The sequence below is a fragment of the Prevotella sp. P4-98 genome (genome assembly GCF_002251405.1).
GTDB lineage: Bacteria > Bacteroidota > Bacteroidia > Bacteroidales > Bacteroidaceae > Prevotella.
On sequence record NZ_NPJC01000006.1, the window covers coordinates 1 to 25,040 of the forward strand.

At 48.3% G+C, this 25,040-nt stretch carries 22 protein-coding genes; 9 read left to right on the forward strand and 13 right to left on the reverse strand.

Annotation, left to right across the window (positions count from 1 at the left end):
- The first annotated feature begins 948 nt into the window (after positions 1 to 948).
- Together CIK96_RS00920 and CIK96_RS13150 are read left to right on the forward strand one after the other, a co-directional pair.
- The gene (locus tag CIK96_RS00920; protein WP_094439247.1) at positions 949 to 1,842 is read left to right on the forward strand and encodes an RluA family pseudouridine synthase; all 894 of its coding nucleotides are present in this window, start codon (positions 949 to 951) and stop codon (positions 1,840 to 1,842) included.
- 16 nt (positions 1,843 to 1,858) lie between these two features.
- Positions 1,859 to 2,026 carry a hypothetical protein gene (locus CIK96_RS13150; RefSeq protein WP_158214813.1) on the forward strand — a complete coding sequence of 56 codons (168 nt, stop codon included), beginning with the start codon at positions 1,859 to 1,861 and terminating at the stop codon, positions 2,024 to 2,026.
- Here CIK96_RS13150 and menA read toward each other — a convergent pair.
- The gene (gene menA / locus CIK96_RS00925; protein WP_094439098.1) at positions 1,995 to 2,906 is read right to left on the reverse strand and encodes a 1,4-dihydroxy-2-naphthoate octaprenyltransferase; all 912 of its coding nucleotides are present in this window, start codon (positions 2,904 to 2,906) and stop codon (positions 1,995 to 1,997) included. The two genes, CIK96_RS13150 and menA, sit on opposite strands and share 32 nt — an antisense overlap.
- A gap of 77 nt (positions 2,907 to 2,983) precedes the next feature.
- On the opposite strand from menA, the gene CIK96_RS00930 reads away from it, so the two are divergent.
- On the forward strand, positions 2,984 to 3,625 hold the full coding sequence (locus CIK96_RS00930; RefSeq protein ID WP_094435545.1) for an HD domain-containing protein: 642 nt from the start codon (positions 2,984 to 2,986) through the stop codon (positions 3,623 to 3,625).
- Between the two features lie 60 nt (positions 3,626 to 3,685).
- Here the strand turns inward: CIK96_RS00930 and CIK96_RS00935 are convergent, their stop codons facing one another.
- The 4 genes from CIK96_RS00935 to uvrB all read right to left on the reverse strand — a co-directional run bounded on the left by CIK96_RS00935 (position 3,686) and on the right by uvrB (position 8,957).
- The gene (locus tag CIK96_RS00935; RefSeq protein WP_254047047.1) at positions 3,686 to 6,067 is read right to left on the reverse strand and encodes a putative porin; all 2,382 of its coding nucleotides are present in this window, start codon (positions 6,065 to 6,067) and stop codon (positions 3,686 to 3,688) included.
- The gene (locus CIK96_RS00940) at positions 6,064 to 6,246 is read right to left on the reverse strand and encodes a hypothetical protein (protein ID WP_094390272.1); all 183 of its coding nucleotides are present in this window, start codon (positions 6,244 to 6,246) and stop codon (positions 6,064 to 6,066) included. The genes CIK96_RS00935 and CIK96_RS00940 overlap by 4 nt, the downstream gene beginning before the upstream one ends.
- Positions 6,243 to 6,860, reverse strand: a complete 618-nt coding sequence (locus CIK96_RS00945; protein WP_094439102.1) for a DUF4468 domain-containing protein — start codon at positions 6,858 to 6,860, stop codon at positions 6,243 to 6,245. Before CIK96_RS00945 ends, CIK96_RS00940 begins: the two co-directional genes overlap by 4 nt.
- Positions 6,861 to 6,932: 72 nt before the next feature.
- The gene (gene uvrB, locus CIK96_RS00950; RefSeq protein ID WP_094390270.1) at positions 6,933 to 8,957 is read right to left on the reverse strand and encodes an excinuclease ABC subunit UvrB; all 2,025 of its coding nucleotides are present in this window, start codon (positions 8,955 to 8,957) and stop codon (positions 6,933 to 6,935) included.
- A 130-nt stretch (positions 8,958 to 9,087) separates the two neighbouring features.
- On the opposite strand from uvrB, the gene CIK96_RS00955 reads away from it, so the two are divergent.
- The 3 genes from CIK96_RS00955 to CIK96_RS00965 all read left to right on the forward strand — a co-directional run bounded on the left by CIK96_RS00955 (position 9,088) and on the right by CIK96_RS00965 (position 10,781).
- Entirely contained in the window at positions 9,088 to 9,915 is an 828-nt protein-coding gene (locus tag CIK96_RS00955) for an outer membrane protein assembly factor BamD (protein WP_094390269.1), read from the forward strand.
- Positions 9,916 to 9,979: 64 nt separating this feature from the next.
- Positions 9,980 to 10,321: a DNA-directed RNA polymerase subunit omega gene (locus CIK96_RS00960; protein ID WP_094390268.1), complete on the forward strand. Its 342-nt coding sequence runs from the start codon at positions 9,980 to 9,982 to the stop codon at positions 10,319 to 10,321.
- 7 nt (positions 10,322 to 10,328) lie between these two features.
- Entirely contained in the window at positions 10,329 to 10,781 is a 453-nt protein-coding gene (locus tag CIK96_RS00965; protein WP_094439104.1) for a DUF4293 domain-containing protein, read from the forward strand.
- 287 nt (positions 10,782 to 11,068) lie between these two features.
- Here CIK96_RS00965 and CIK96_RS00970 read toward each other — a convergent pair whose 3' ends face one another.
- Positions 11,069 to 13,012 (reverse strand): glycoside hydrolase family 97 protein, encoded by a 1,944-nt coding sequence (locus CIK96_RS00970; RefSeq protein ID WP_094439106.1) that lies wholly within the window; start codon positions 13,010 to 13,012, stop codon positions 11,069 to 11,071.
- 163 nt (positions 13,013 to 13,175) lie between these two features.
- Between CIK96_RS00970 and CIK96_RS00975 the strand changes: the two genes are divergently transcribed.
- Complete coding sequence (locus tag CIK96_RS00975) at positions 13,176 to 14,030, forward strand: patatin family protein (RefSeq protein WP_094390265.1); 855 nt, start codon at positions 13,176 to 13,178, stop codon at positions 14,028 to 14,030.
- A 71-nt stretch (positions 14,031 to 14,101) separates the two neighbouring features.
- On the opposite strand, the gene trmD is transcribed toward CIK96_RS00975, so the two are convergent.
- From trmD to trpS, 7 genes are all read right to left on the reverse strand, one after another.
- Entirely contained in the window at positions 14,102 to 14,779 is a 678-nt protein-coding gene (trmD, locus tag CIK96_RS00980) for a tRNA (guanosine(37)-N1)-methyltransferase TrmD (protein ID WP_094390264.1), read from the reverse strand.
- 97 nt (positions 14,780 to 14,876) lie between these two features.
- Positions 14,877 to 15,725 carry a patatin family protein gene (locus CIK96_RS00985; protein ID WP_094390263.1) on the reverse strand — a complete coding sequence of 283 codons (849 nt, stop codon included), beginning with the start codon at positions 15,723 to 15,725 and terminating at the stop codon, positions 14,877 to 14,879.
- Between the two features lie 4 nt (positions 15,726 to 15,729).
- The gene (locus tag CIK96_RS00990; protein WP_144007464.1) at positions 15,730 to 16,341 is read right to left on the reverse strand and encodes a hypothetical protein; all 612 of its coding nucleotides are present in this window, start codon (positions 16,339 to 16,341) and stop codon (positions 15,730 to 15,732) included.
- A gap of 8 nt (positions 16,342 to 16,349) precedes the next feature.
- Positions 16,350 to 19,610: a carbamoyl-phosphate synthase (glutamine-hydrolyzing) large subunit gene (gene carB / locus CIK96_RS00995; RefSeq protein WP_094435533.1), complete on the reverse strand. Its 3,261-nt coding sequence runs from the start codon at positions 19,608 to 19,610 to the stop codon at positions 16,350 to 16,352.
- 54 nt (positions 19,611 to 19,664) lie between these two features.
- A complete protein-coding gene (locus CIK96_RS01000; RefSeq protein ID WP_094390260.1) occupies positions 19,665 to 20,627 on the reverse strand; it encodes an SPFH domain-containing protein in 963 nt (320 codons plus the stop codon).
- Between the two features lie 12 nt (positions 20,628 to 20,639).
- Positions 20,640 to 21,104: an NfeD family protein gene (locus tag CIK96_RS01005; protein ID WP_094390259.1), complete on the reverse strand. Its 465-nt coding sequence runs from the start codon at positions 21,102 to 21,104 to the stop codon at positions 20,640 to 20,642.
- A gap of 84 nt (positions 21,105 to 21,188) precedes the next feature.
- Positions 21,189 to 22,274: a tryptophan--tRNA ligase gene (gene trpS, locus CIK96_RS01010; protein WP_094390258.1), complete on the reverse strand. Its 1,086-nt coding sequence runs from the start codon at positions 22,272 to 22,274 to the stop codon at positions 21,189 to 21,191.
- Positions 22,275 to 22,572: 298 nt separating this feature from the next.
- On the opposite strand from trpS, the gene CIK96_RS01015 reads away from it, so the two are divergent.
- Positions 22,573 to 23,484: a M48 family metallopeptidase gene (locus tag CIK96_RS01015; protein WP_094435792.1), complete on the forward strand. Its 912-nt coding sequence runs from the start codon at positions 22,573 to 22,575 to the stop codon at positions 23,482 to 23,484.
- Positions 23,485 to 23,516: 32 nt separating this feature from the next.
- Entirely contained in the window at positions 23,517 to 24,902 is a 1,386-nt protein-coding gene (locus CIK96_RS01020) for an aminopeptidase C (RefSeq protein WP_094390257.1), read from the forward strand.
- Positions 24,903 to 25,040: the final 138 nt, after the last annotated feature.

Consider the following 25,040-nt stretch of genomic DNA (forward strand, 5'->3'; position numbering starts at 1 on the left):
TTGCCTTCATGGGATTTTTCACTCCGCCTACGGGCGAGATCAGCGTGTCGGTATTGTGGTTTGTGGCACAGTGTCTGATATTCTCCGGCAGCCTTATCGGAGTGGATTGCGTGATAGACCAACGGCTGGGCAAACACAGTTAGTTTGAGGTTTTGGTGGATTTTCTTAATCATATACTTTGTCGGAAAGCAGGGACGTGCGATGCGCCTCTGCTTTTTTAATGTCACACGAAAAATATTTTTGTTAAAGATTATTTTTTGAGATTTTCGTTAAGATTTACCATAGGTTATTTTTCTCGCGACTCGGCAAAGAATAAATTTTTAGATTTATTCTCTGCTCTCGCTGCTCCAAAAATTCGAGCATCTCCGATGCGATCCCCATTAAAATTCTTCCCAAAAGCGAGGTACTCGAGCGCATTTAGTCGAGGATTTTAGTTAAAAGATTTTTGTTTTCAACCAACCAGTATTTACTTTTGTCCTTACAGGACGTAGTTTAATATGCTACATCATGTCCGCAGGGCGTTGCCCTGGGCTAAGGAAGCCATTGGGCTTTCAGCCCGCCACAGCTTGTCGTTATTAGCACTCCGCCCTTGCTTGGCGTTATAACCATTTGTTGGGGTACTAACGCCCCGAATGGGGCAACATCTTCATAGCCCAGGGTAACACCCTGGGTGTGTATGGTTATTTTACCAAACGTCCTGTAAGGACAAAAGTAACAAACATGTTTTTATCCACGGAACGCAGAAATTTTCCTCTCCCTTTTTAATGTCACACGGATATTCTGGAGCAGCGAAGACAGAGTGAAAGCTCGGTTTCACTATGTTGAGTCGCGACAGAATAAGCCAAAGGTAAATCAGAAACGTTGGTGCTCCCTTTTTTTATTGTCGCTCGGAAAAACTCAAATATATTTGGTTTTTCACTCTCTTATTCGTACCTTTGCAATATGACAATGAAATATAATCCTTATAATCAGCAGGGCGATTATGCCCATTATACGGTGAAGAAGGAACAGCCACTACTGGAATTTCTACTCGATACCGTGGAACAGAGTCGCAACAAAATCAAACTGACACTGCAGGGCAGGGGAGTGAGAGTGGACCGGAAAACCGTCACCCAGTTCGACTTCCTGCTGAAACCAGGCATGAAAGTGGCAGTCAGTCGCACCAAACGCAACCAAACGCAGTTTAAGAGCCGATGGCTGAAAATAGTATATGAGGACCGATGGATTATCGTGATAGAAAAGAATATCGGCATACTCTCGATGGCAGCAGGACACAGTTCGCTGAACGTGAAAACGGTGCTCGACGACTATTTCAGGAAGAGTCACCAGAAATGTACTGCACACGTGGTGCATCGCCTCGACCGCGATACCAGCGGACTGATGGTATATGCCAAGGATATCGAGACAGAACAGGTTCTGGAACACAACTGGCACGATATCGTCTTCGACAGACGCTATGTGGCTGTGGTCAGCGGAGAGATGAAGGACGACAGCGGTACGGTGGCAAACTGGCTGAAAGACAATAAGGCGTATGTCACCTACTCATCGCCTGTGGATAACGGCGGAAAATATGCCGTGACACATTTCAAGGTGTTGCAGCGCACCACCGACCATACCCTCGCTGAGTTTAAACTGGAAACAGGACGCAAGAACCAAATCCGTGTGCATACGGCAGACATGGGACATCCCGTGTGTGGCGACGTGAAATACGGCAACGGCGACAATCCGCTCCACAGACTCTGCCTCCATGCCTATATGTTGTGCATGGTGCATCCCGTCACACGCGAACGGATGGAGTTTGAAACACCCATCCCCGCCTCATTCCGATCATTGTTTAAGTAATTGCTGAATAGAAACCATGCAAATATATATCATACTGTTGGTCATGATTATCATCGGCTTTGTGATAGTCAAGCGCATAGCAGGCTGTCTGCTGAAAACCCTTGTGACACTGGTGTTGCTGGCGATACTGGCGTGCCTCTACTTCTTCTGCTTCAAAGAAGGAGCAACCCCACCGACACCATGATGCCGTAGAGCAGCATGTTGCGGGCGGTCTCCCCCAGACACTCGTTGAGGCGACGACCATGATTGATGTGGCGCAGCTTCAACCAGGTGAACACATGGAGCACCAGATAGATCAGGGGCAGGAAGAAGGCGAGGGGATGACCCTGATACCAGAACACGATCCCCAACAGGCAGCTCGCCACGCCCAACAGCAGGTAGAGGTGCTCTGTCCAAAGCGGACCGATGCGCACCACAAGGGTGACCTTGCCGACGCGCCGGTCGTTGTCGCGGTCGCGATAGTTGTTGACGATGAGCAGACTGTCGATGACCAGTCCGCAGGCAACGGATGCTATAGCGACAGCAGGCGTGACGGTATGCAACTGGATATAGTAGGTGATGCAGACGGGGACGATGCCGAAGAAGAGCAACACGAGGATGTCGCCCAAGCCCAGGTAGGACAGGTGGGTGGTGTAGAGAAAACAAAAGGCTACGCAGCAGATGCCGACCAGAATCATTTCGAGACCGCCGAAGATGATAAGGGGCAGACCTGCCACACACGCCACGCATGTAGTTAGGGCGATGGCACGCTTCATGGCATCGAGAGACACCCAGCCCTGGGTGCAGGCACGCAAAGGACCGAGACGGGTGGCGCTGTCGTCGTTGCCATGGGCATAGTCGAAGAAGTCGTTGATGAGATTGGCGTCGATCTGCATGACCAATGCAAACAGCAGGCACAGGGATGCCGACAGCCAGTTGAAGACATCGTCACCATAGGCTTGGGCATCGACATACGCCAAGGCGCAACCTATCATGACGGGTACGGCGGCACCGGTGAGGGTCTTAGGACGGACTGCCAACAGCCAGGCCTTCCAGGAGTTTTGTTTGATATTCTCTTCGTTCATTATATGTTTTTTTGTCTGTAAAGTCTTGCAAAAGTACAGATTATTGCGTACATTTGCAAAAAATAAGCCCATTTTCTATGAACAACAATAATCCCAGTCTTGATTTGATTGATTTTGTGGAGACACAGATCCTCCCACGGTATGCTGATTTCGACCGTGCCCACGGCATGGAACACGTCACGAGAGTGGTGAGACGGTCGCTGGCGCTGGCGAAAACTACAGGTGCGGATATCAACATGGCGTATGTCGTGGCGGCATACCACGACCTCGGACTGTCGGGACCTCGCGCCGTGCATCATCTGACGAGTGGCAAGATACTGATGCAGGACGCCCGACTGAAACGATGGTTCTCGCCCGATCAGCTGAAAATCATGAAGGAGGCGGTGGAGGATCACCGCGCCTCTGCCTCACATGCCCCACGGAGCATCTACGGAAAGATTGTGGCAGAAGCAGACCGCGACCTTGCCCCTGAGGTGGTGTTCCGACGGGTGATACAGTTTGGGCTGGACAACTACCCGGACATTGACCGCGAAGGACAATGGAAGCGATTCAAATCGCACCTGGAAAACAAATATGCGGCAACGGGATATATACGACTCTGGATACAAGGGTCGGAAAACGAGCGCAACCTCAAGGCGCTGCGCGAAATACTGGTCAATCCGAAACAGTTGCGCCAATGGTTTGAACAGTGTTATGAACAAACCATTGGCGCTGAGTGACGGTATCTCTGGCAGGTAGGGTGATGCGAGGATTTCCTGTCGGTTAACCCCGATTGAGGTTTAGTTGTAGAAATTCCAGGAAACACCGATACGCAGTACTTTTCCGTTTTGTGGATAGTGGGGTGCAAGGAACATCATCTTGTTGCCCATACCCTTGTTGACATGGCTCATCATGACGAAGAAACGGGTGCGCTTCAGGTGCATGTTGGCATAGACGTCAACAAAAGGATAGCCGCCCAGTTCCACACGCGACCCGACATTCTTCTGTACGGCAAACTGGCCGATCTGAGGCAGATAGTCGGGCGCGTAGTATTTGGTGAAGAAGGTGGCATCGGCACCCAGTTCTACGGTCAACTGCTTCACGACCAGGAATTTGAAAAAGAGGTTGGTGAAGATATTGACAGTGGGCACGGGAAGCACGTCCTTGTTGCTCGAATTCTGATAAGTCACGATGTTCTCCCAATGCAAGGGTCCCAACTTGAAGTTCTGACGCAGTTGGGCTGTCAGGAGGTTGATGTTGCCACCCTCCTGATAGACACCGCCCTGCAGCCCTGTGAAGTTATGTTTTTCGTCGATGGCATACTCCATGCCGAAGTAGGTGTCGTTTTTGATCTCTTCGACAGCCACACGCAACTGGGTGTGGGTCTTGTCGATGGTGAAGATGCCTTCGATGCCGGAACGGATCTCCTTACTCATATCGCCGTTGTCCCACCACAGGTGTTTGGAGTGGTACTGGCGCTGGAAGAAGGTTGGCGTGATGCGGTCGAAATGGGCTTTGGCAGCCAGTCGCACAGTATCGCCAAACAAGGGGAAATTGACGTCGGTATTGAAATTAAGACTCACAGAACCAGCGTTGCTGCCCGTCAGGAAGAACTCACCGTCGAGGTTGTAATGGAGGGTGCGCCCCTGGGTCTTCGACAGCTGTCCGCCCACACTCACCAGACCTTCTGACCAACTGCGCATATAGTAGCCTTCGTCACCCTCCTGCAACAGGTCGGGCATCTGGTATTTACGATGGTCGTAGCTGACGAAGGCCTTGAGGCCGGCCTTGGCATACTTGTTGAAGCCCTCCATCAGCGCTACGGCAAAGGTATTCTTGACAGAGAGGTATTTCGTCTGGTCGTAGATGGAGTCGTTGCCATAGATGCCACGGTCATCATATTTATAATAGGTGTTGGCATAATAGCCGGCAGGAGAGGCATACGCCTGATTGATGCGACTGAAGCTATTGATGTCGAGGGTGTGGATGAAACTGGTGACGGGTACGTAGATGCGCTTGGTGTTGGCGTCGAGCGAATCCTTCCGGTGTTGCACAGCCAGCAAGCTGTCTGCCATCTGCTGGGAGGTGACCTGAATACGGGTGGAGTCTGGATCGGCAGGTTTCTCGCCAGTCTTGGGCAGATCGCCTGCGATGCGGGCTCCGTCGGGTCTGCCCGTGGCAACAGGATCGGTGGTGCGCCTGTTGTTGCGGCGCTTGTTGCCGTTAGCATCGTCACCATCCTGATTGTTGCGGAGGTTGTCGCGCTGCTTCCTGTCTTGGGCTGACGCCTTGGCAAACGCCCTGGCTTTCTTTTCCGCTTCGGTCAGCGCCACGCGCTTGTAGAAGCCGATATTGTAGCGATGGGAGAGAAACAGGTGGTTGGAATTGTTGCGGTTCCAGTTTTTAGAGAGCACCGTCGGTATCTCGTTCTCACTAAACTGGTCGTCGTAGCTCTCAGGGTGGGTGATATAGTTGTCGTCGGTGATACCGCCGTTCTCAGCCGCCTTGCGATGGTAGGTAGAGAACAGGGCATGCATCTGATATTTGTCGCCGATATACGAGGCAAAGAGCGATGCACCGAAGTGGGAGGTGCTTTGGTTCTGATAGTAACCTCTGGCATAGTGGTAGTCGAGGTCGAAACCGATGCCCAACCGCTTGTTGGCATTGACAGCAAATTTAGCGTCGATATGGTCTTCACCGTTCTGCTTGTCGCCACAGTTGTCGTAGCTTAGATTGGTGAACGGCGACAGCGTGTTGACAAACTGAAACGCATCGGGCTCCTTCATGGTGAAGTCGTAAGGCTGGGTGAAGAAGAACTCCGAGGTCTTCGGGCGATCCATGATGATACGGCTGATGCGCGGCGTATAGTTGTTGCCGAGGGTATTGTACTCGCCAAACACACCCGTGTTGAAGATGGAGTTCTGGTAGAGGTGGGGCAGGGTGTCGGTAACAGCCGGAGTGACATCGCCATAGCGTCTGTCAACCGTCCAGGTATGGACACCCATGGGGATCTCTTTGTCTGCCACGGAATCCCGATGGTTGGGATTGAAACTGCGGGTGGAGTTATCGTCGGTCACGTTGAAGCCGTCGCCCGTATCGGTGATGCGGGTGGGATTGCTCTGCGCCACGATGTTGAGGGTCATGCTCAGGGTGCATGCCAGCGTGATGATAAACTTGTTCAAAACTGTAGGTCTTTATCTTTATCTTTTTTGAAGAGGCGCAATGCCACTTCTACAAATTTGAAACCCATAGCCACCATGATAACGATGGTTCCGGCATCGTTTCCTTTATAATAAAGATACATGCCGATGATGGCTCCGAAAATGAAGATGGTGTTGAGTATGTTTTTTAGTGTTCTCATTGGAGTAATCCTTCTATTTGTTCAAAAAGGTAATCTTTTCTGTCGATAGTACATTTGCGGAATTTGCCGCTGTGTCGATACAGCTTGGTGTTCTTCTTGTTGACTGCCACACGGTCGGTAATCCAGTCTTCGGCGCTGATGCGGATGGGGGTGCGCTCCTCATCGTAATTATAGCGGATGTTGGACAGGGTGAGGGTGGCTTTGCCGTTGGCACACTGGGCTTTGATGGTGTAGAAGAAACGGGTCTGGTCGAGCACAAGGGCTGTCTTCTGGAAGACGAGCCACTCTTCCAGTTTGACGTCAATCTCATAGGTGGCGGTGTCGGCCTTGATGAGTTGGCTGTTGATCTGCTGGGGTTCGCGAGTCACGCCTTGCAGGTATTTTCCAAGGATGTTGTAAATCTGAAAAGCAGTCTTGCCCGGAGCGTCAAAGGTCTTGGTAAAAGTCACCTTGCCGTTCACTTCGGGAACTGCACCCTTGAGGTATTTCTCCATCGGATTCGTTTTGACAACGGCAACTTTCTCCTCCTTCTTTTCGGGTTCTTCCCAGGTGTTTTGCGCTGTGGCGGTCAGGGTCATTGCCATGACGACACACATCAATATACATTTCTTCATCTGTCTCGTTCTCTTTTATAATGGTGCAAAAGTACGAAATATCGTGCGAATGACCTAAAAAAATGTGATAATTTATTTTAATTCCAGTTCCTTTTGCAATCTGATAATCTCGTCGCGGTATTGCGCTGCCTGAAGGAAGTCCAGTTCTTTGGCGGCTGCCTTCATCAGTCGGGTGGTCTCTGCAATGCTCTTTTCCAGTTGTTCTTTCGTCATGTGAAGAATGATGGGGTCGGCGGCAAAGGCAGCGGATGCGACAGGTTCGGCATAGGCTTTGTAGCCCTTCTGTTCCGTACCCTCTGTCTCCTGGCGCAGGTCGCTCTGCTTCAGATTCTTCTTGATCTGTTGCGGGGTGATGCCGTGTTCCTCGTTGTAGTGCATCTGCTTCATGCGGCGGCGCAGCGTCTCGTCGATGGTCAGTTGCATGGATGCCGTGATGCGGTCTGCATACATGATGACTTTGCCGTTGACGTTACGGGCGGCACGGCCTGCCGTCTGGGTGAGTGAGCGGTGTGAACGAAGGAATCCCTCTTTGTCGGCATCGATGATGGCAACGAGCGATACTTCCGGGAGGTCGAGACCCTCACGGAGCAGGTTGACGCCTACCAAGACATCGAAGGTGCCGTTGCGCAGGTCTTCGAGTATCTTGATGCGGTCGAGCGTGGCCACTTCGCTATGGATATAGGCGGTTTGAATGCCGTGGTTGAGCAAGAAGGTGCTGAGCTCCTCTGCCATGCGCTTGGTGAGCGTTGTCACCAATACGCGTTCCTTGCGTTGGATGCGCTGCTGGATCTCTTCCATCAGGTCGTCAATCTGATTTTCGGTGGGTCTTACCTCAATCTCTGGGTCAAGCAGTCCGGTGGGTCTGATCAGCTGTTCGACGACGACACCCTCCGCCTGTTGGAGTTCATAGTCGGCTGGTGTTGCAGATACATAGATGACCTGATGGGTCATGGCTTGAAACTCATCGAAGGTCAGCGGACGGTTGTCGAAGGCGGCAGGAAGACGGAAACCAAATTCCACCAGATTGCGCTTTCGGGCGCGGTCGCCACCATACATGGCACTGATCTGCGGCACACTGACATGGCTTTCGTCAATCACCATCAGGTAGTCTTCGGGGAAGAAATCAAGCAGACAGTAGGGGCGCTCGCCCGCTTGTCTTCCGTCAAAATATCTCGAGTAGTTCTCGATACCCGAGCAATGGCCCAGCTCCTTGATCATCTCCATGTCGTATTCCACACGCTCTTTGATGCGCTGCGCCTTGATATCGTCGCCCAATTCCTCAAAATAGGCTATCTGCTTCATGAGGTCGTCCTGAATATGACGGACGGCGATGGAGGTCTGCTCTTCAGTAGTCATAAAGAGGTTGGCTGGGTAGAGCTTGTATTCGTCAAAGGAAGACAGCCGATCCATGGTCATGGCGTCCAGTTCCTCGATGGCATCAATCTCATCGTCCCAGAAGGTGATGCGCAGAATGACTTCGTTGTATGCCATGGCAATATCTACCGTGTCGCCTTTGACCCTGAAACAACCGCGTTTCAGTTCTATATCGTTGCGCACATAAAGTGCAGAGACGAGTCGGCGAAGGAGTGCATTGCGGTCTAATATCTGACCTTTGTGAACCTCTATCACGTTTTCCTGCATGGCAACAGGACTTCCCATACCATAGATGCAACTGACAGAAGAGACGATGACCACATCCTTTCGGCCAGAGAGTAATGCGCTGACAGCCCTCAGACGCAGTCGGTCGATCTCTTCGTTGATGGCGAGGTCTTTCTCGATATACGTATCAGTAGATGGCAGATAGGCTTCCGGCTGATAGTAGTCGTAATAGCTCACGTAGTATTCTACGGCATTGTGTGGGAAGAAACCCCGCATCTCTTCGTAGAGCTGGGCTGCTAATGTCTTGTTGTGTGACAGGATGAGGGTGGGCTTGTTGACATTGGCAATGACATTGGCCACGGTAAAGGTCTTTCCTGATCCTGTTACACCCAACAATACCTGAGCGGCATCGCCACGGGTGATACCGTCGGTCAGCTGGCGGATTGCCTCTGGCTGGTCACCCGTCGGTCGGTAGTTGGAGGTCAGTTCAAACTTCATAGAAATGCAAAATTACATATTTTCCTCGTAAAAAAAGTTATTGCAGCGCACTAATTGCTAAAAATCGTTTGAAAACCTTTGCTTTTCGGTAGAAAATGAGTAATTTTGCACGTCAAATCAAAGTATGAGAATGAACAAGAAGTCAATCATTATCTTCTGTATGGCTGCTCTGATGTGCAGTTGTGCCGCAGAGTTTAACAATGTCTATAAGTCACCAGACAATGATTATAAGTATGAATTTGCCAAGCAATGCTTTGCAGAAGGCAAGTTTCAACAGGCCATTTCGTTGCTGCAGGATGTGGTAACTTTCAGAAAAGGTACTGATACCGCAGAAGAGAGCCTCTATCTTTTGGCACTGTCACAATATTGCAACCACGACTTTGAAGCTGCCAGCGCTACCTTTAAGAAATATTATGCCACCTATCCAAAAGGTGTATTTGCAGAGCAGGCTGCCTTCAATGTGGGACAGTCGCTCTACGAAAGCACTCCTGAACCACGACTCGACCAGACGCCTACAGTAGGCGCTATCAATGCCTATCAGCAGTTCTTGGATGTGTTCCCTGATTCTAAATTGAGGGCAGAGGCACAGCAGCGCCTGTTCGACCTGCAGGACAATCTCGTGAAGAAAGAGTATCTCTCGGCTGAACTGTATTACAACCTCGGGGGATATTTCGGAAATATCAATGCCAATACAGAGAGTAACTATGAAGCATGTATCATTACCGCGCAGAATGCGTTGAAAACATACCCATATACCAAGTTGCGCGAAGAGTTTGCGGTACTTATCATGCGTAGCAAGTTTGACCTCGCAGAAAATTCCTCTGAAGAGAAAAAACTGGAGCGCTATCGCGATGCAGAGGATGAATGTTATGGATTTCTCAATGAGTATCCCGATTCTAAAGAAGCATCTCGTGCCAACAAGTATATTGCCAAGTGCAAGAAGATCACTGGCGATTGATGTTCCATCAGCAATAAACAGTAAGATAGTATTAACAGCGTAAAATAGTTTAAGATAAATATCAATGGATTACAAGAAATCAAAAGCACCGGTTAACACCGTTACCCGTAACATCATGGATCTCTGTGACGAGACAGGAAACCTTTATGAGAGTGTTGCTATCATCGCGAAGCGTGCCAACCAGATTAGCGTTCAGATCAAAGAAGACCTGTCGAAGAAACTGGCTGAGTTTGCCTCATATAACGACTCACTCGAGGAAGTGTTTGAAAACCGTGAGCAGATTGAAATCTCACGCTACTACGAGAAACTTCCGAAACCTACACTGCTCGCTACACAGGAGTTTGTAGATGGCGAAATCTACTGGCGTGATCCTGCTCGCGAACAGAATAGCGAAGAACTGAACTAATACAGTCATGATACAGCGTAAGCAGACCGTCTTTCTCTTCTTGGCTGCCGTGATGAGCGTCTTGGCATTGTGTTTCCCATTGGCTACTGTAAGTGCCGATGGATTTACTCTGCACCGTGTCTATAGCTTGTGGATGACAACTCCGAGTGGAGCGCTCAGCTACTTGCCGTGGCCATTGTTTATGGTCATGCTGTTGGCAGCATCACTGAGTGTCTATACCATCTTCCGCTATACGCAGCGCACTCTGCAGGCGAGCTTCTGCCTGATTAACATCATGCTCCATGTGATATGGTATGTGGCACTGGCTGTGCTCAGCAAGTTCCTGGCTCCTAATGCAGCAGATTTCCATGTTAATATTGCTGCTGTGTTCCCTGCTATTGCCATTATACTTTGTTTTATGGCGCGTCAGGGTATTCTCTCCGATGAACGTAAGGTTAGGGCAGCTGATCGCATCCGCTGATTCCCACCTTATTAATATATAACACGATGGATGGCTTTTCTTATGAAGGTCATCCATCGTGTTTTTTGTCTAAAAGGGTGATAAAGAGTGTCAAGGCGGGACAAAAGTGACAGTTATGCTATTTCGAGTAGTGTCATGATTGTTGCATGTTGCCTTATTTGTTTGATGACAAAGGCAAGGCAAGACAGTAGTGATTGTTGAAGCACTTTTACTTTGGACTGCAAAAAGAAGAGTTCGGTGGAAGCAATGATTCCATCGAACTCTTATCTCTTGATGATAGCTATATGTCAGCGGATGATGGCGGTCCATCCTCCACCCGGAGCCATATAGATGGGCAGACGGCTCTTGTCATCTACTTCAATGCGTTGATGTTGGTAGTCGGTTGCTTCGCGATCAGCATTGATGCCATCGGCAAAGATGTCGGCTGTGGCGCGGTGATCGCCAAGGAACGAACAGTCTATAGTCAGATGGCGTGCTGTCCAGTTGGTCATGGCTGCTACATACCAGGTGTTACCTTTGCGACGGGCAACTACAGCATATTCGCCCATCTCACCGGCCAGGGCGACTGTCTCGTCGAAGACGGTAGGAACGGCAGCAATGAAATCGGTACATTCTTGATTCTGCATGTATTTTGAAGGACTGTCAGCCAACATCTGGAGTGGAGCGTCAAACAGGGTGTACATAGCCATTTGATGAACACGGGTGCCTTGACTCATGGGATGGTCGTTGTTGCCGAAGAACTGTGATCGAACGGCATTGACCATAGCGCCTGGAGTATAGTCAAACGGACCAGGCAACGCACGGAGGTAGGGGATGGTGACGTCGTACATGGGTTGGTCGTGGAGTGGACCGTCACCGACACGTGGTTCCCATTTCGAGTTCTCCAGACCTTTCACTCCTTCGAAATTGACGATATTGGGATATGCTATCTGTACGCCGAAAGGACGCATGCCGTGAAGGTCGAGCAAAAGGTGATGGCGTGCTGCACATGCGGCTACTTCATAGACAGACTGGATGACACGTTGGTCGTCACGGTCGAAGAAGTCAACCTTGAAGCCTTTCACACCCATATCACCATAGTGTTTCATAATCTCTTCCATCTTTTCATGACCTCTTTGAATGAGGTTGCGCCATGACGACCAGAGAATGACACCGACACCCTGTTGACGGGCATAGTCGATGATGCCTGCCATATCCATCTTGTCAGAGAAGTGGAGTAGGTCTTCGGGATCACTCCATCCTTCATCAATGATGATGTATTCGAGTTTGTTCTTGCGGGCAAAGTCAATGAAGTATTTATAAGTCTCCGTATTGATGCCGGCACGGAAATCGACACCTGTCAGGTTGGTGTTGTTCCACCAGTCCCATGCTACCTTCCCGGGTTTAATCCATGAGGTGTCTGTCAGGCGGCATACAGGACCAAGGCGGCGTGCAATGTCGTTGCCCAATAGTTCACGGTCTGAGTCGCTGATCACAACGATGCGCCATGGCAGGCGACTTACGTTTTCGGCAATATGTTCTGCACGTTGTGTGGGTACAAGATTCAGACGATTGTAACCGCCTATCTCCTCTTCTAATGGCAGGGGAGGAAATGCTGCCTGAAGACTATTGCCTTTCCCCTTTTTGAGATACATGCCGGGATAGTTTTCTACGTCTGCCTCCATCACAACGGCTTTGCGCTTTTCTGGGAGACAGATGGCTGTGGGAGTGATAGCAAGTGAGTCTGCAAACATCTGAGAGAGACGCTGACGGTCGTAGTATGACTCAAACGAGTAGCACCAGCGCTCTCCTGCACGATTGTCGTTGACGTAAGGGATGAATGCTTCATAGTCTGCAGCGAAACGAAATTCTGCGGTCTCGTTGACTACCTTTGCCAAGGGTTTGGTGGGGACGATGCGATAGGCTGCTGCATCATTGAACACACGAAACTCGACAATCAGACCATTGCATACCATTTGCAGTAGGCCATAGTTGCCGGAAGACTTCCTCACGTTTGACGAACGAGTCTTCTTTACCTTGACGTTCTGTCCGAAATCCATGATGTCGGTTTTCAGTCCGATTGCGGATGGTTGCAGTATGACGGTATTATCCTTTCGGATATCCCATTGTAGTTGGTTGTCGGTGCACACATTGACGGTAATCAGTCCGTTGGGCGAACTGACGGAATAAGTCTTGGCGCTGACGGTCATTGTTGCCAGTGTTAGGCAGAGAGAAACGAGAATCTTTTTCATATCTTATAGAAATTGGTTTTCAGTATGCGCAAAGTTACGAAAAATAATCGATAGATATGCCATTTTTCAATGTTTTTATAGTTGTGATTTGTCTGTTAACTCAAAAAATACTACTTTTGCAGCCGAAATAAGATTGTATGAACAACGATAACGGGAGAGAAATATGAAAATAACCGCTAAAACAGGATTGGTATTGGAAGGTGGAGGAATGCGTGGCGTATTCACTTCGGGTGTTCTTGATGCCTTTATGAAACATGAGATATGGTTTCCATATGTTGTGGCAGTATCGGCGGGTGCCTGTAATGGATTGTCGTATATGAGCCATCAAGCACGAAGGGCACGTTACTCCAATATTGATATGTTGAAGAAATATGATTATATTTCGCTTAAGAAACTCATCAAAGATGGTACGATATTCGATGCAAACATTCTTTATGATCGTTTTCCAAATGAGATTGTGCCTTACGATTATGATACCTATGAACATAATCCAGCTGTGTTTGAAGCCGTCACCACAAATTGTTTGACGGGAAGGGCGGAATATCTCTCCGAGCGTTACGACCACCAGCGTCTTACACAGATTGTCAAGGCGAGTTCTTCTTTGCCTTTTGTGGCACAGATTACTAAGGTTGATGGAATACCGATGCTTGACGGAGGTATTGTAGATAGTATTCCGGTTGTGCGTTCCATGGATACTGGACATACTGAACATGTGGTGATATTGACGAGAAACCGTGGCTATCGCTCGTCGGAACCTGATTTGAAGGTGCCGCGTTTTGTATATTCTCGTTATCCCAGACTGCGTGTGGCATTGAGTCGTCGTGTTGCGGAATACAATCGCCAGTTGGAACTTATCGAACGTATGGAGGATTGGGGAGAGATCATGGTCATACGTCCAGAACGACCCATGGAGGTGGGAAGAGTAACACGTGATGTGGAAAAACTGGAACGGCTCTATGAGGAGGGCTTTATGCTTGGTGAACGCTTTGTCAATCAGGAACAATTGACTGGAGTATAACAATTCCATCTGACTTTGCATCTTGTTGATTGCAAAATCAGATGGAAATTATTTTGTAGGGGCTGTTTGGATTATTCGCCCAATAGGTCGGGGCGGAGACGGCGTGTGCGTTCTAAGGCCTGTTCCAATTCCCATTCTTTGATTTTGGCCTCGTTACCGCTAAGCAGAATCTCTGGTACTTTCCAACCTTTATAGTCGGCAGGGCGAGTATAGATTGGGGCTGCCAATAGATCATCCTGGAAACAGTCAGACAGAGCACTCTGTTCGTCACCAATCACGCCAGGCACTACACGTACAACAGCATCGGCAATGATGGCAGCTGCCAGTTCGCCTCCTGTCAGCACGTAATCGCCAACAGATATTTCCCTTGTGATGAGATGGTCGCGAACGCGCTGGTCAATACCTTTATAGTGACCGCAGAGGATGATAAGGTTGCCTTTCAATGATAGGTCGTTGGCAATATGTTGATTGAACTGCTCACCATCGGGTGAGGTAAATATCACCTCGTCGTAATCACGCTCAGCCTTCAGGGCAGTAATACATCGGTCAATAGGCTCACACTGCATGACCATTCCGGCAGAACCGCCATACGGATAGTCATCCACACGACGCCATTTGTCGAGCGTGTAGTCACGCAGGTTGTGCAGGCGGATTTCCGCCAGCCCTTTCTTTTCGGCACGTGCAAGAATGCTTTCGTGAACAAAGCCCTCAATCATTTCGGGTAATACACTGATAATGTCGATTCTCATATTCTACTGTTTCCTTCTAATTGATATTCTTTTATTCTGATTGCGCTATACACTAATTGTAATCGTCTGTATAGTGCGTATTGATGCAGAGGGGTATTTAACGGTAATATTCCTTGATGGCATCCAACTGCTTGTAACCTACTTCGCGTCCCAGTTCATAAACCAGTTGCATGCGTTTGGGGTCATGGCAGAGATGGCCAATGGGAATCTTGCCTTCCGGACGAATGACAAGGCATCGACCTTCCTTTTCTGCTTGTGTCACATAGTCCAATTGACTGTTATACATCAGATGGCGCTGATCCATGGCTTCTATCATATTGGGATAATGACGGAGTGCCAAACGCATGAGAGGCATCAGAGCGTTATGAGACTTGCGATAGCCTGCTGGTTGGGTTAGGATGACGATGTTACGTTTATAACCCTGACTCTCGTAATAGGCCAAAGGAATGGAGTCGCTGACACCACCGTCGAGCAGTTGGTGATTGCCGATAGAAACAACTCTTGAAACCATAGGCATGGAGGCAGAGGCACGTATCCACTCCAATGTTTCATAATCAATATGGTCTAATTGATGATAGACTGCTTTTCCTGTTGTTACATCTGTGCAGACCACAGTAAACTCAATGGGATTGTTGGCGAATGTCTCTGAATCGAAGATGTCGTAGTCGTGGGGAACGATATGGTAGGCAAATTCGGCATTGAAATAGTCGCCAGAGCGGAAGAGTGAATGCCAACCGCTGTAGCGCCTGTCTTTGGCGAATCGTTTGTTATAACGGATGGCGCGTCCTGGTTGCTGTGACTTATAGTTGCAACCGAATGCTGCGCCAGCAGATACGCCGATGATACCGTCGGGCTTAATGCCTGCTTCCATCATCACATCGATGACGCCAGCAGTCCATAGTCCGCGCATTGCACCGCCTTCAAGTACCAATCCTTTTTTCTCCATTGTCTTATCTGTTGTCGATAATTCCGTAATTGCTGTATTGCTGACGGGGGAATACAAATGCTTGATCGCTGATACCACCCGTTTTGAAATTGGTTATTTTTATTGTAGTGTGGAAAAAGCCTACCTTCACACGGATGCTGATGGGATTTCGTGTGTGGTGGTCGAGCAGTACATCAGCCTCTTTGATGCCCTTAACGCCCTTTTTTGCCTTTAGTGTGATGACATAACCACGCTTGTCGTTAGCAATATGGTAGTTGTAGTTGTCGGGCTTGAATGTGAATTTTGAGGCATATTTATCGCGTGATTCATCGTCAGAACGATAGATGGTAACGGTTCTCTTCTTCCGATCTACACGGGTGTAGGTGATTTGGTCGTTCCATGCTGTGTAGCGGTCTTCTACAAATTTACTGCTTTTCCCTTTGGTCCAGATAGTTCCTTGGGCTTTGTAGATGCCTATGATATTGACACTATAGCTTAAACGTGAACCTTGAGGACCATAAACCTTTTGATAGGCCTCGTTGAACATACGCCGCGCTTGACGTGAATTAGGAGACTCCTGTGCATGAAGCCCTATTGTGAACAACATGCACAGGAGTATGAGATAATATCTAATCATATTTGTTATTAAGCATTGTATTCCTGCCAACTCTTGATCTTGATGTCTTCAAGTCGGAGGGCAGTGAAGGCTTCAATGAAGGCTTTTGCCAGACGCACATTGGTCATCAAGGGGATGTTGTGGTCGATGGCGCCGCGACGAATGCGATAACCATTGGTCAATTCGCGCTTGGTGTGGTTCTTGGGAACGTTGACAATCAAGTCGAATTTGTGGTCAGCAATCATCTGCATGATATTGTTGTCGCCTTCCTCATCGGGCCAGTTGACGGCAGTGGCTTTCACACCATTCTCATTGAAAAACTTGGCTGTGCCTGGTGTGGCATATACCTCGTAACCCTTCTTGACGAGTTGCTTGGCTGGTTCGAGCAATGAAACCTTACCCTTTGCGGCTCCTGAAGAGATGAGAACGCTCTTCTTGGGAAGACGGTAGCCAGTGGCGATGAGTGCGTTGAGCAAAGCCTCGTTGAGGTCATCGCCCAGACAGCCTACCTCACCGGTAGAGCTCATATCAACACCGAGTACGGGATCGGCATTCTGCAGACGGGCAAATGAGAACTGTGATGCCTTGACACCGATGTGGTCGATGTCGAACTCGCTCTTGGCTGGACGAGAATAGGGAGCATCAAGCATAATCTTGGTTGCTGTCTCGATGAAGTTGCGCTTCAGAATCTTCGATACAAAGGGGAATGAGCGTGATGCACGCAGGTTACATTCGATAACCTTCACCTCACGGTTCTTGGCAAGGAACTGGATGTTGAATGGTCCGCTGATGTTGAGTTCCTGTGCAATCTTGCGGGAAATCTTCTTAATCTGGCGGATAGTTGAGAAATAGATATGCTGTGCGGGGAATACCATGGTTGCGTCACCAGAGTGGACACCGGCATATTCCACATGCTCAGAGATGGCATATTCAATAACCTCACCCTTGTCGGCAACAGCATCAAACTCAATCTCTTTGGTTTCCTGCATGAACTGGCTTACCACTACGGGGAACTCCTTGGATACTTCGGTTGCCATATTCAAGAAACGATGCAATTCTTCATCGTCGTAACATACGTTCATGGCTGCACCTGAGAGTACATAGGATGGACGTACCAGTACGGGATAACCAACTTCATCTACAAACTCCTTGACATCGTCGAACGAAGTCAGAGCGCGCCAACGTGGCTGGTCAATTCCTAGTTTATCGAGCATGGCAGAGAACTTGTCGCGGTTCTCTGCACGGTCAATATCAACTGGAGAGGTGCCCAATACAGGAACGCCCTGACGGTAGAGCTTCATTGCCAAGTTGTTTGGAATCTGTCCACCTACAGAGACGATGACACCGCGTGGCATTTCAAGATCGATGACGTCAAGAACACGCTCTAACGACAGTTCGTCGAAATAGAGGCGGTCACACATGTCGTAGTCGGTCGATACGGTTTCGGGGTTGTAGTTGATCATGATCGACTTGTAGCCGAGTTTGCGTGCAGTGTTGATTGCATTAACCGAACACCAGTCGAACTCTACGCTTGAACCGATGCGATAGGCGCCAGAACCGAGAACGATTACAGATTTCTCGTTCTTATAATAGCTGATGTCGTGTGCGGTCTTGTATGCTTTGCCGTCGGGGGTAGCAAATGCTGGTGTGTGTGTATAGGTGAAATACAAGTAGTTGGTCAGTTCTGGATGTTCAGATGCTACAGTAGGGATGCGTTTTACCGAAGGCATGATACCCATCTGTTTGCGGATCTCACGTACTTTGAGGTTTTCCTTCTCCATATTGCCACTCTGTGGCTTGAGTACGAAACGTGCAATCTGAAAGTCTGAGAATCCTGCCTGTTTCACTTCAAGCATAAGGGCGGCGGGTACGTCTTCTACGGCATTGTATTCCATCAACTGATGTTTCAGGTCAACAATATGCTTCAATCGTTCAAGGAACCATACGTCAATCTTGGTCAATTCCTCGATACGCTTGATAGTATATCCTTCTTCCATGGCCTGTGCGATGGCAAAGATACGGAGGTCTGTTGGGTTTGCCAATGCATCGTCGAGGTCATCGAAGCGTGTGTGGTCATTGCCTACAAATCCGTGCATACCCTGTCCAATCATGCGGAGTCCCTTTTGGATCATCTCTTCAAATGAACGTCCGATGCTCATAATCTCACCGACCGACTTCATGGATGAACCGAGGTGGCGTGATACGCCAGCAAATTTGGTAAGGTCCCAGCGTGGAATCTTACAAATCATATAGTCGAGGCTTGGAGCCACGTATGCTGATGATGTTGTTCCCATCTCGCCAATCTGATCGAGCGTGTAGCCCAAAGCAATCTTGGCAGCTACGAAGGCTAGGGGATAGCCCGTTGCTTTTGAAGCAAGTGCAGATGAACGGCTCAGACGTGCATTGATTTCAATGATGCGGTAGTCGTTAGTTTCTGCATTGAAGGCAAACTGGATGTTACACTCACCTACGATATTCAAGTGGCGTACACATTTAGTAGTGATATCCTGCAACATCTTCACCTGTTGCTCGGTCAATGAGCAGGTAGGAGCCACTACGATAGATTCACCAGTATGGATGCCCAGAGGGTCGAAGTTTTCCATTGAAGCTACGGTGAAACAGTGGTCGTTGGCATCGCGGATGCACTCGAACTCAATTTCCTTCCATCCTTTCAAACTCTCTTCTACGAGAATCTGTGGTGCGAAGGTGAATGCGCTTTCTGCCAGAGATATGAATGTTTTCTCGTCAGGGCAGATACCACTGCCCAGTCCGCCTAATGCGTAGGCAGAACGTACCATTACGGGGAATCCGATATTATGGGCTGCCTTGAGCGCATCGTCCATGTTTTCTACAGCGTGGCTCACGGGTACCTTCATGTCAATCTCTGCCAGTTTCTTGACGAAGAGGTCGCGGTCTTCGGTGTTCATAATGGCTTCTACGCTTGTGCCGAGCACTTCTACACCATATTCTTTAAGAACACCAGACAGATAGAGTTCGGTACCGCAGTTGAGGGCTGTCTGACCGCCGAATGCCAACAGGATGCCATCAGGACGTTCTTTCTTGATGATTTCTGTTACGAAATACGTATTGACGGGTTGAAAATACACTTTGTCGGCAACGCCTTCCGAGGTTTGGATAGTGGCAATGTTTGGATTTACCAGAACCGATGATATACCTTCTTCGCGCAGGGCTTTGAGTGCCTGTGAGCCTGAGTAGTCGAACTCTCCGGCTTGTCCGATTTTCAGGGCACCCGAACCGAGCACGAGTACCTTTTTGAGTTGTTTCTTCATATCTCTTTTATAGGGTTGTTTGTTTTTGCTCTATATATTATATTAAGGTGTTGGTTATTCTGTGGTCTTAAACAAGTCCTTTATACCTCCTATGCTTCCCAGGAGATTTGTGGCTTCGTATGGCAGATAGACAGTCTTGGTCTTGTCGCCATTTGCCAGCTCTTGCATCATTTGGATATATTTCTGTGCCAACAGATAGTTGGCAGGGTTAGTGCTCTTTCCTACGGCTTCGGTGATAAGTTCGATGGCCTTTGCTTCTGCTTCTGCTTTGCGGATGCGTGCCTGTGCTTCACCTTCTGCATGGAGAATGGCTTGCTGCTTCTGTGCTTCGGCACGGTTCACCATAGCGGTTTTCTCACCTTCTGATGCAAGAATCTCCGCAGCTTTTTCACCCTCTGAAGTCAGAATCTGTGCACGTTTGTTTCGTTCTGCCTGCATCTGTTTCTCCATGGCATTGAGCACACTTGTTGGTGGTGTGATGTCTTGGAGTTCTACGCGATTGACTTTTACACCCCATTTGTCGGTGGCATCGTCGAGTACGGCGCGAAGCTTGGTATTGATTGTGTCGCGTGAGGTGAGTGTCTCGTCCAGTTCCAGTTCACCAATGATATTACGGAGTGTGGTCTGTGTGAGTTTCTCGATAGCGTTGGGCAGGTTTGATATTTCATAGACAGCCTTGAAGGGATCAACAATCTGGAAGTAGAGTAGCGCGTTGATCTCCATCTGGATGTTATCTTTCGTAATTACGTTCTGTGATGGAAAATCATAAACCTGTTCACGGAGGTCAATATTGTCAGAGTAGGCATAGCGTCCACGTGTCAGCACGACGATGGCTTTGGCACGGTCAATGAATGGTATGATAACGTTGATGCCTGGTTTGAGTGTCGCATAGTAACGACCGAGACGTTCGATGATTTTTGTTTCCGACTGTGGAATGATAACCAGCGCCATCTTGGCGAAGACTACTACGCAGATGATGATGGCGATGAGCACATAGGTGAAAAAAGATGCTTCCATAATGTCTTGGTTTTATTCGTTTATACTTGTTGTTGATTCCACTTGGATGATGGTGCTTTTCCGATCCGTAACCTTTACGGTAGATCCTGCTGTGATGTCGGTGGCGCTATTGCTGACAGCTTTCCATACATCACCGTCAATGGCAACTCTTCCGTAGCCTCCCGTCTTGATGGTTTCTGTGACACGTCCTATTCGTCCGATAAGTGCATCGGCATTGCTAGGACGGTTGGGCTCGTTCTTGTGCAGATAGCGTAATGCTATCGGGCGCACAAAGAAGATGCTGGCCAACGCTACTGCTGCAAAGATTGCCAATTGCCAATAGATGTTCAATCCTATTGCAGCTCCAATAGCCGACGCCACAGCTCCTATGGAGAAACAGATGATAAAGAAATCACCAGACGATAATTCGAGTATGAGACAAATAACGGCCGCGATGGCCCATACCTGCCATACGTTGTTCATGATGTAATCTGCCATAACCCAATCGTTTTTTATGTTGCTGTATTATAATCTCTTTGGTGTCTGTTTTGTGTCGGCTATAGTCTCGGCCTATCAGAGTCCTTAACCCTTGAAACGTTCTGACTGCTGACGGATGAGTTCGGTATCGTCGAAGTAGTTGATCTGCATGGCAGAACGTACCTCACACATGGTCTGAGCTGCTGTCTCGCGCGCCTTTTCAGTACCCTTTTTCAGAATATTGTAGATCTCAGGAATATCCTGCTCGAATTCATGACGACGTTGGCGGATGGGCTCCATAAATTTATTGAGCACATTGTTGAGGAACTTTTTGGTTGTTCCGTCGCCGATACCACCTTTCACATATTGTGCCTTGAGTTCTTCAAGAGTCTTAAATTCTGGCCAGAACTCAGCAAAGTCTTCATCGCTACTGAAAGCTTCGAGGTAGGTGAAAACAGCATTTCCTTCAAGATGTCCCGGTTCGTCCAAGCTCATACGTGGCTCTCCGTTAGACATCTTCTTCACCTTCTTCCATACATCAGCAGCAGAGTCGCTGAGGTAGATGCAGTTTCCAAGTGATTTCGACATTTTCTCTTTACCATCGGTGCCGGGCAGACGACGTGCTGTTGCGTTTTCGGGCAACATGATTTCTGGTTCTACCAGTACCGGTGCATAAGTCTGGTTGAAGCGACGCACCAATTCGCGAGTCACTTCCAACATGGGTTCCTGGTCTTCTCCGGCAGGAACGGTAGTAGCTTTGAAGAGCGTGATATCTGCTGCTTGGCTGACAGGATAGCAGAAGAATCCGAGGGGAATGTTTGCCTCGAAGTTGCGCATCTTGATTTCTGTCTTCACAGTTGGGTTGCGCTGTACGCGACTTACGCTGATGAGATTCATCAGGTAGGTGGTCAATTCTGCCAGTTCTGGTATTTGACTTTGGATAAACAAGGTGCATTTCTCAGGGTCGAGTCCTGCTGAAAGGTAGTCGAGGGCCACCTCGATGATATTTTGTCTGATTTTCTCTGGATTGTCAGCATTGTCTGTCAGTGCCTGAACATCTGCCATGAATACGAACATCTTGTCGTAGCCTCCGGCATTTTGCAGTTCAACACGTCTGCGCAGCGAGCCAATGTAATGGCCTAAGTGCAGTTTTCCTGTAGGACGGTCGCCCGTCAGAATAATCTTTCCCATAATAGTTTTCTGAATTTCAGCACAAAGGTACAGCTTTTTTCTGAATCATGCAACAAATACGGTCTTATTCCCTATTTTATTTTATAGGTATGCGTATTTATGCGTTTTTGATACGCTGTAATATTTCCCCGTAGGGATCGTGCTGTTTTAGTAGTATAATAATGGTTTTTGAAGTGCTTTTTATGTAAATATTATGATGTTTTTCCTTTGTAAATAGCTAAAGTACAAAAAAAGTAGTATCTTTGCATTTGATATCAATTTAATGTCTATAAGAAAGAAGATACTAAGAATACAAAAAATGAATAAAGCTAAATTGATTGTTTTGATAGTTGCCGTAGCCGTACTGGCCAGTTGTGGAACCACCACGACGGTACCTATCACAGGACGAAAACAACACATGATGGTGAGCGACGAAAAAGTGCTCAGCCTCAGTAATCAACAGTATGCGGAATACATGAAAACCGCCAAACCTTCCACGAATGTGGCAAATACCAACATGGTGAAGCGAGTGGGGCAGAACCTTGCAAATGCCGTTGTGGCTTATCTCAACGCCAACGGCCTTTCCAGTGAGGTTGCCAACTACAAGTGGGAGTTCAATCTCGTACAAGACAAGCAGGTTAATGCTTTCTGTATGCCCGGTGGTAAGATTGTGGTCTATGAAGGACTGTTGCCTGTCACTCAAGACGAGACTTCGCTTGCGATAGTTCTCGGACATGAAATAGCCCATGCGGTGGCCAAGCACTCTGCCGAGCAGATGAGTACGCTCATCAGACAACAATATGGCGCACAAGCCCTCAGCGTTTTGATGCAAGGTGCAGGTGCCAGTAGCGGACTGCAGAATATAGCCGGAACGGTTTTCGGACTTGGAGCCAAGGGAGCAAGTGCGAAATATTCGCGCAACCACGAGAGTGAGGCCGACCATCTCGGTATTATCTTTGCAGCCATGGCAGGCTATGATCCACAGAAAGCTGTGGATTTTTGGAAACGCATGTCGCAAGCTACTGGTGGAGGCTCGAAATCATGGCTCAGCACTCACCCTACCGATGCCACACGTATAGCACAGATACAGGCCTGGATGCCTGAGGCTATGAAGTATTATAAGCCCCAAGCTGTTGTTTCCACAAACAAGAAAAATACTGTGCAAACCAAAAAGAAGAATACTACTACGCAAAAAAAGAAATCAATAACCAAAAAAGCAAGACACAAATGAAAATAACTACTCGACACTTCGTCAAATCAGCAATGGCAACAACCGCAGCCATGTTACTCGTCATCAATGCCGAGGCGCAAAATGCCGGTGGTATCTCTCCGCAGATGATGCAGCAATTTGAAAAGCAACATCAGGCAAATCCTGCCAGTCGTGCGCTGCAAAATGCAGTAGCTGTCAATTCTATCGACGGCTTGGCTGTCAACAAAGCCAATGCAGGAGCCTTCGATACCTATTTTAGTGTGGAGACACCCAGTCAGTCTATCACCAATCAAAAGTCAAGTGGAAGATGTTGGATGTTTAGCGGATTCAATGTGCTGCGTGGCAATTTTGCCAAACGCACAGACTCGTTGACCGTTTCGCTCTCGCAAAACTATCTGTTCTTCTACGACCAGCTTGAAAAGGCAAACTTGATGCTTCAAGGCGTGATAGATCATGCGAAGAAACCATTTGAAGACCAGCGCGTGCAGTTCTTCTTCCAAAGTCCTATCAATGACGGAGGAACATTCTGTGGTGTGGCAGACTTGGTAGAAAAGTACGGCCTTGTGCCCAGTAGTGTTCAACCTGAAAGCTTCTCGGCAGAAAATACGGCAAAGATGGCCTCTATCGTCAAGTCCAAACTGCGTGAACATGGTTTGAAACTGCGCCAGATGGTAGCAGATGGCAAGAAAACAGCCGATGTGCAGAAAGCTAAGGTAACCGCCCTTTCTGAAATCTACAATATCCTTGCCCTTACACTTGGTGAACCCGTCAAGGAGTTTGACTATGCTTTCAAAGGCAAGGACGGACGAGCAAAGACTCCTGTTAAACACTATACTCCAAAGACATTCGCAGAGGAAGTGGTTGGTGGACCTATCAATGGCACTTTTATCATGGTGATGAACGATCCGCGTCGTCCTTATTATAAGACCTATGAGGTGGAATACGACCGCCATACCTATGATGGGCACAACTGGAAGTACCTCAACTTGCCTATGGATGAGATAGAACAGCTCGCTGTAGCATCGCTCAAAGACGGTCGTAAACTCTATTCCAGCTATGATGTAGGCAAGCAACTTGACCGCAAACGTGGCTATGCCGATACAGAGAATTTCGACTATGCCTCTCTCTTCGGTACTTCATTCACCATGGACAAAGCCCAGCGCATTTCCACATTCGACAGTGGCTCTACCCATGCCATGACACTTACTGCCGTGGATCTTGATGCCAACGGAAAGGCCACAAAGTGGAAAGTTGAAAACTCCTGGGGAGGTGATTGGGGACAGAAAGGATGCCTCATTATGACCGACAGATGGTTCCGCGAATACATGTTCCGACTCGTAGTCAATAAGAAATATGTGAGCGAGAAACTCCTGAAAGACTATAATCAGAAACCCATCATGGTGATGCCAGAAGATCCACTCTTTCAGCAGGATAATTGATGATTTGTTAACATGCATAATTGGGGGCGAAAGCCCCCTTTTTTTATGCATTTCCATCTGTGAATAGCAGTTGATTTATGTTAATTAATTGATAATCAACGTCTCATTTCGGAGTAAAGTTTGGTAGTTCCAAAAAAT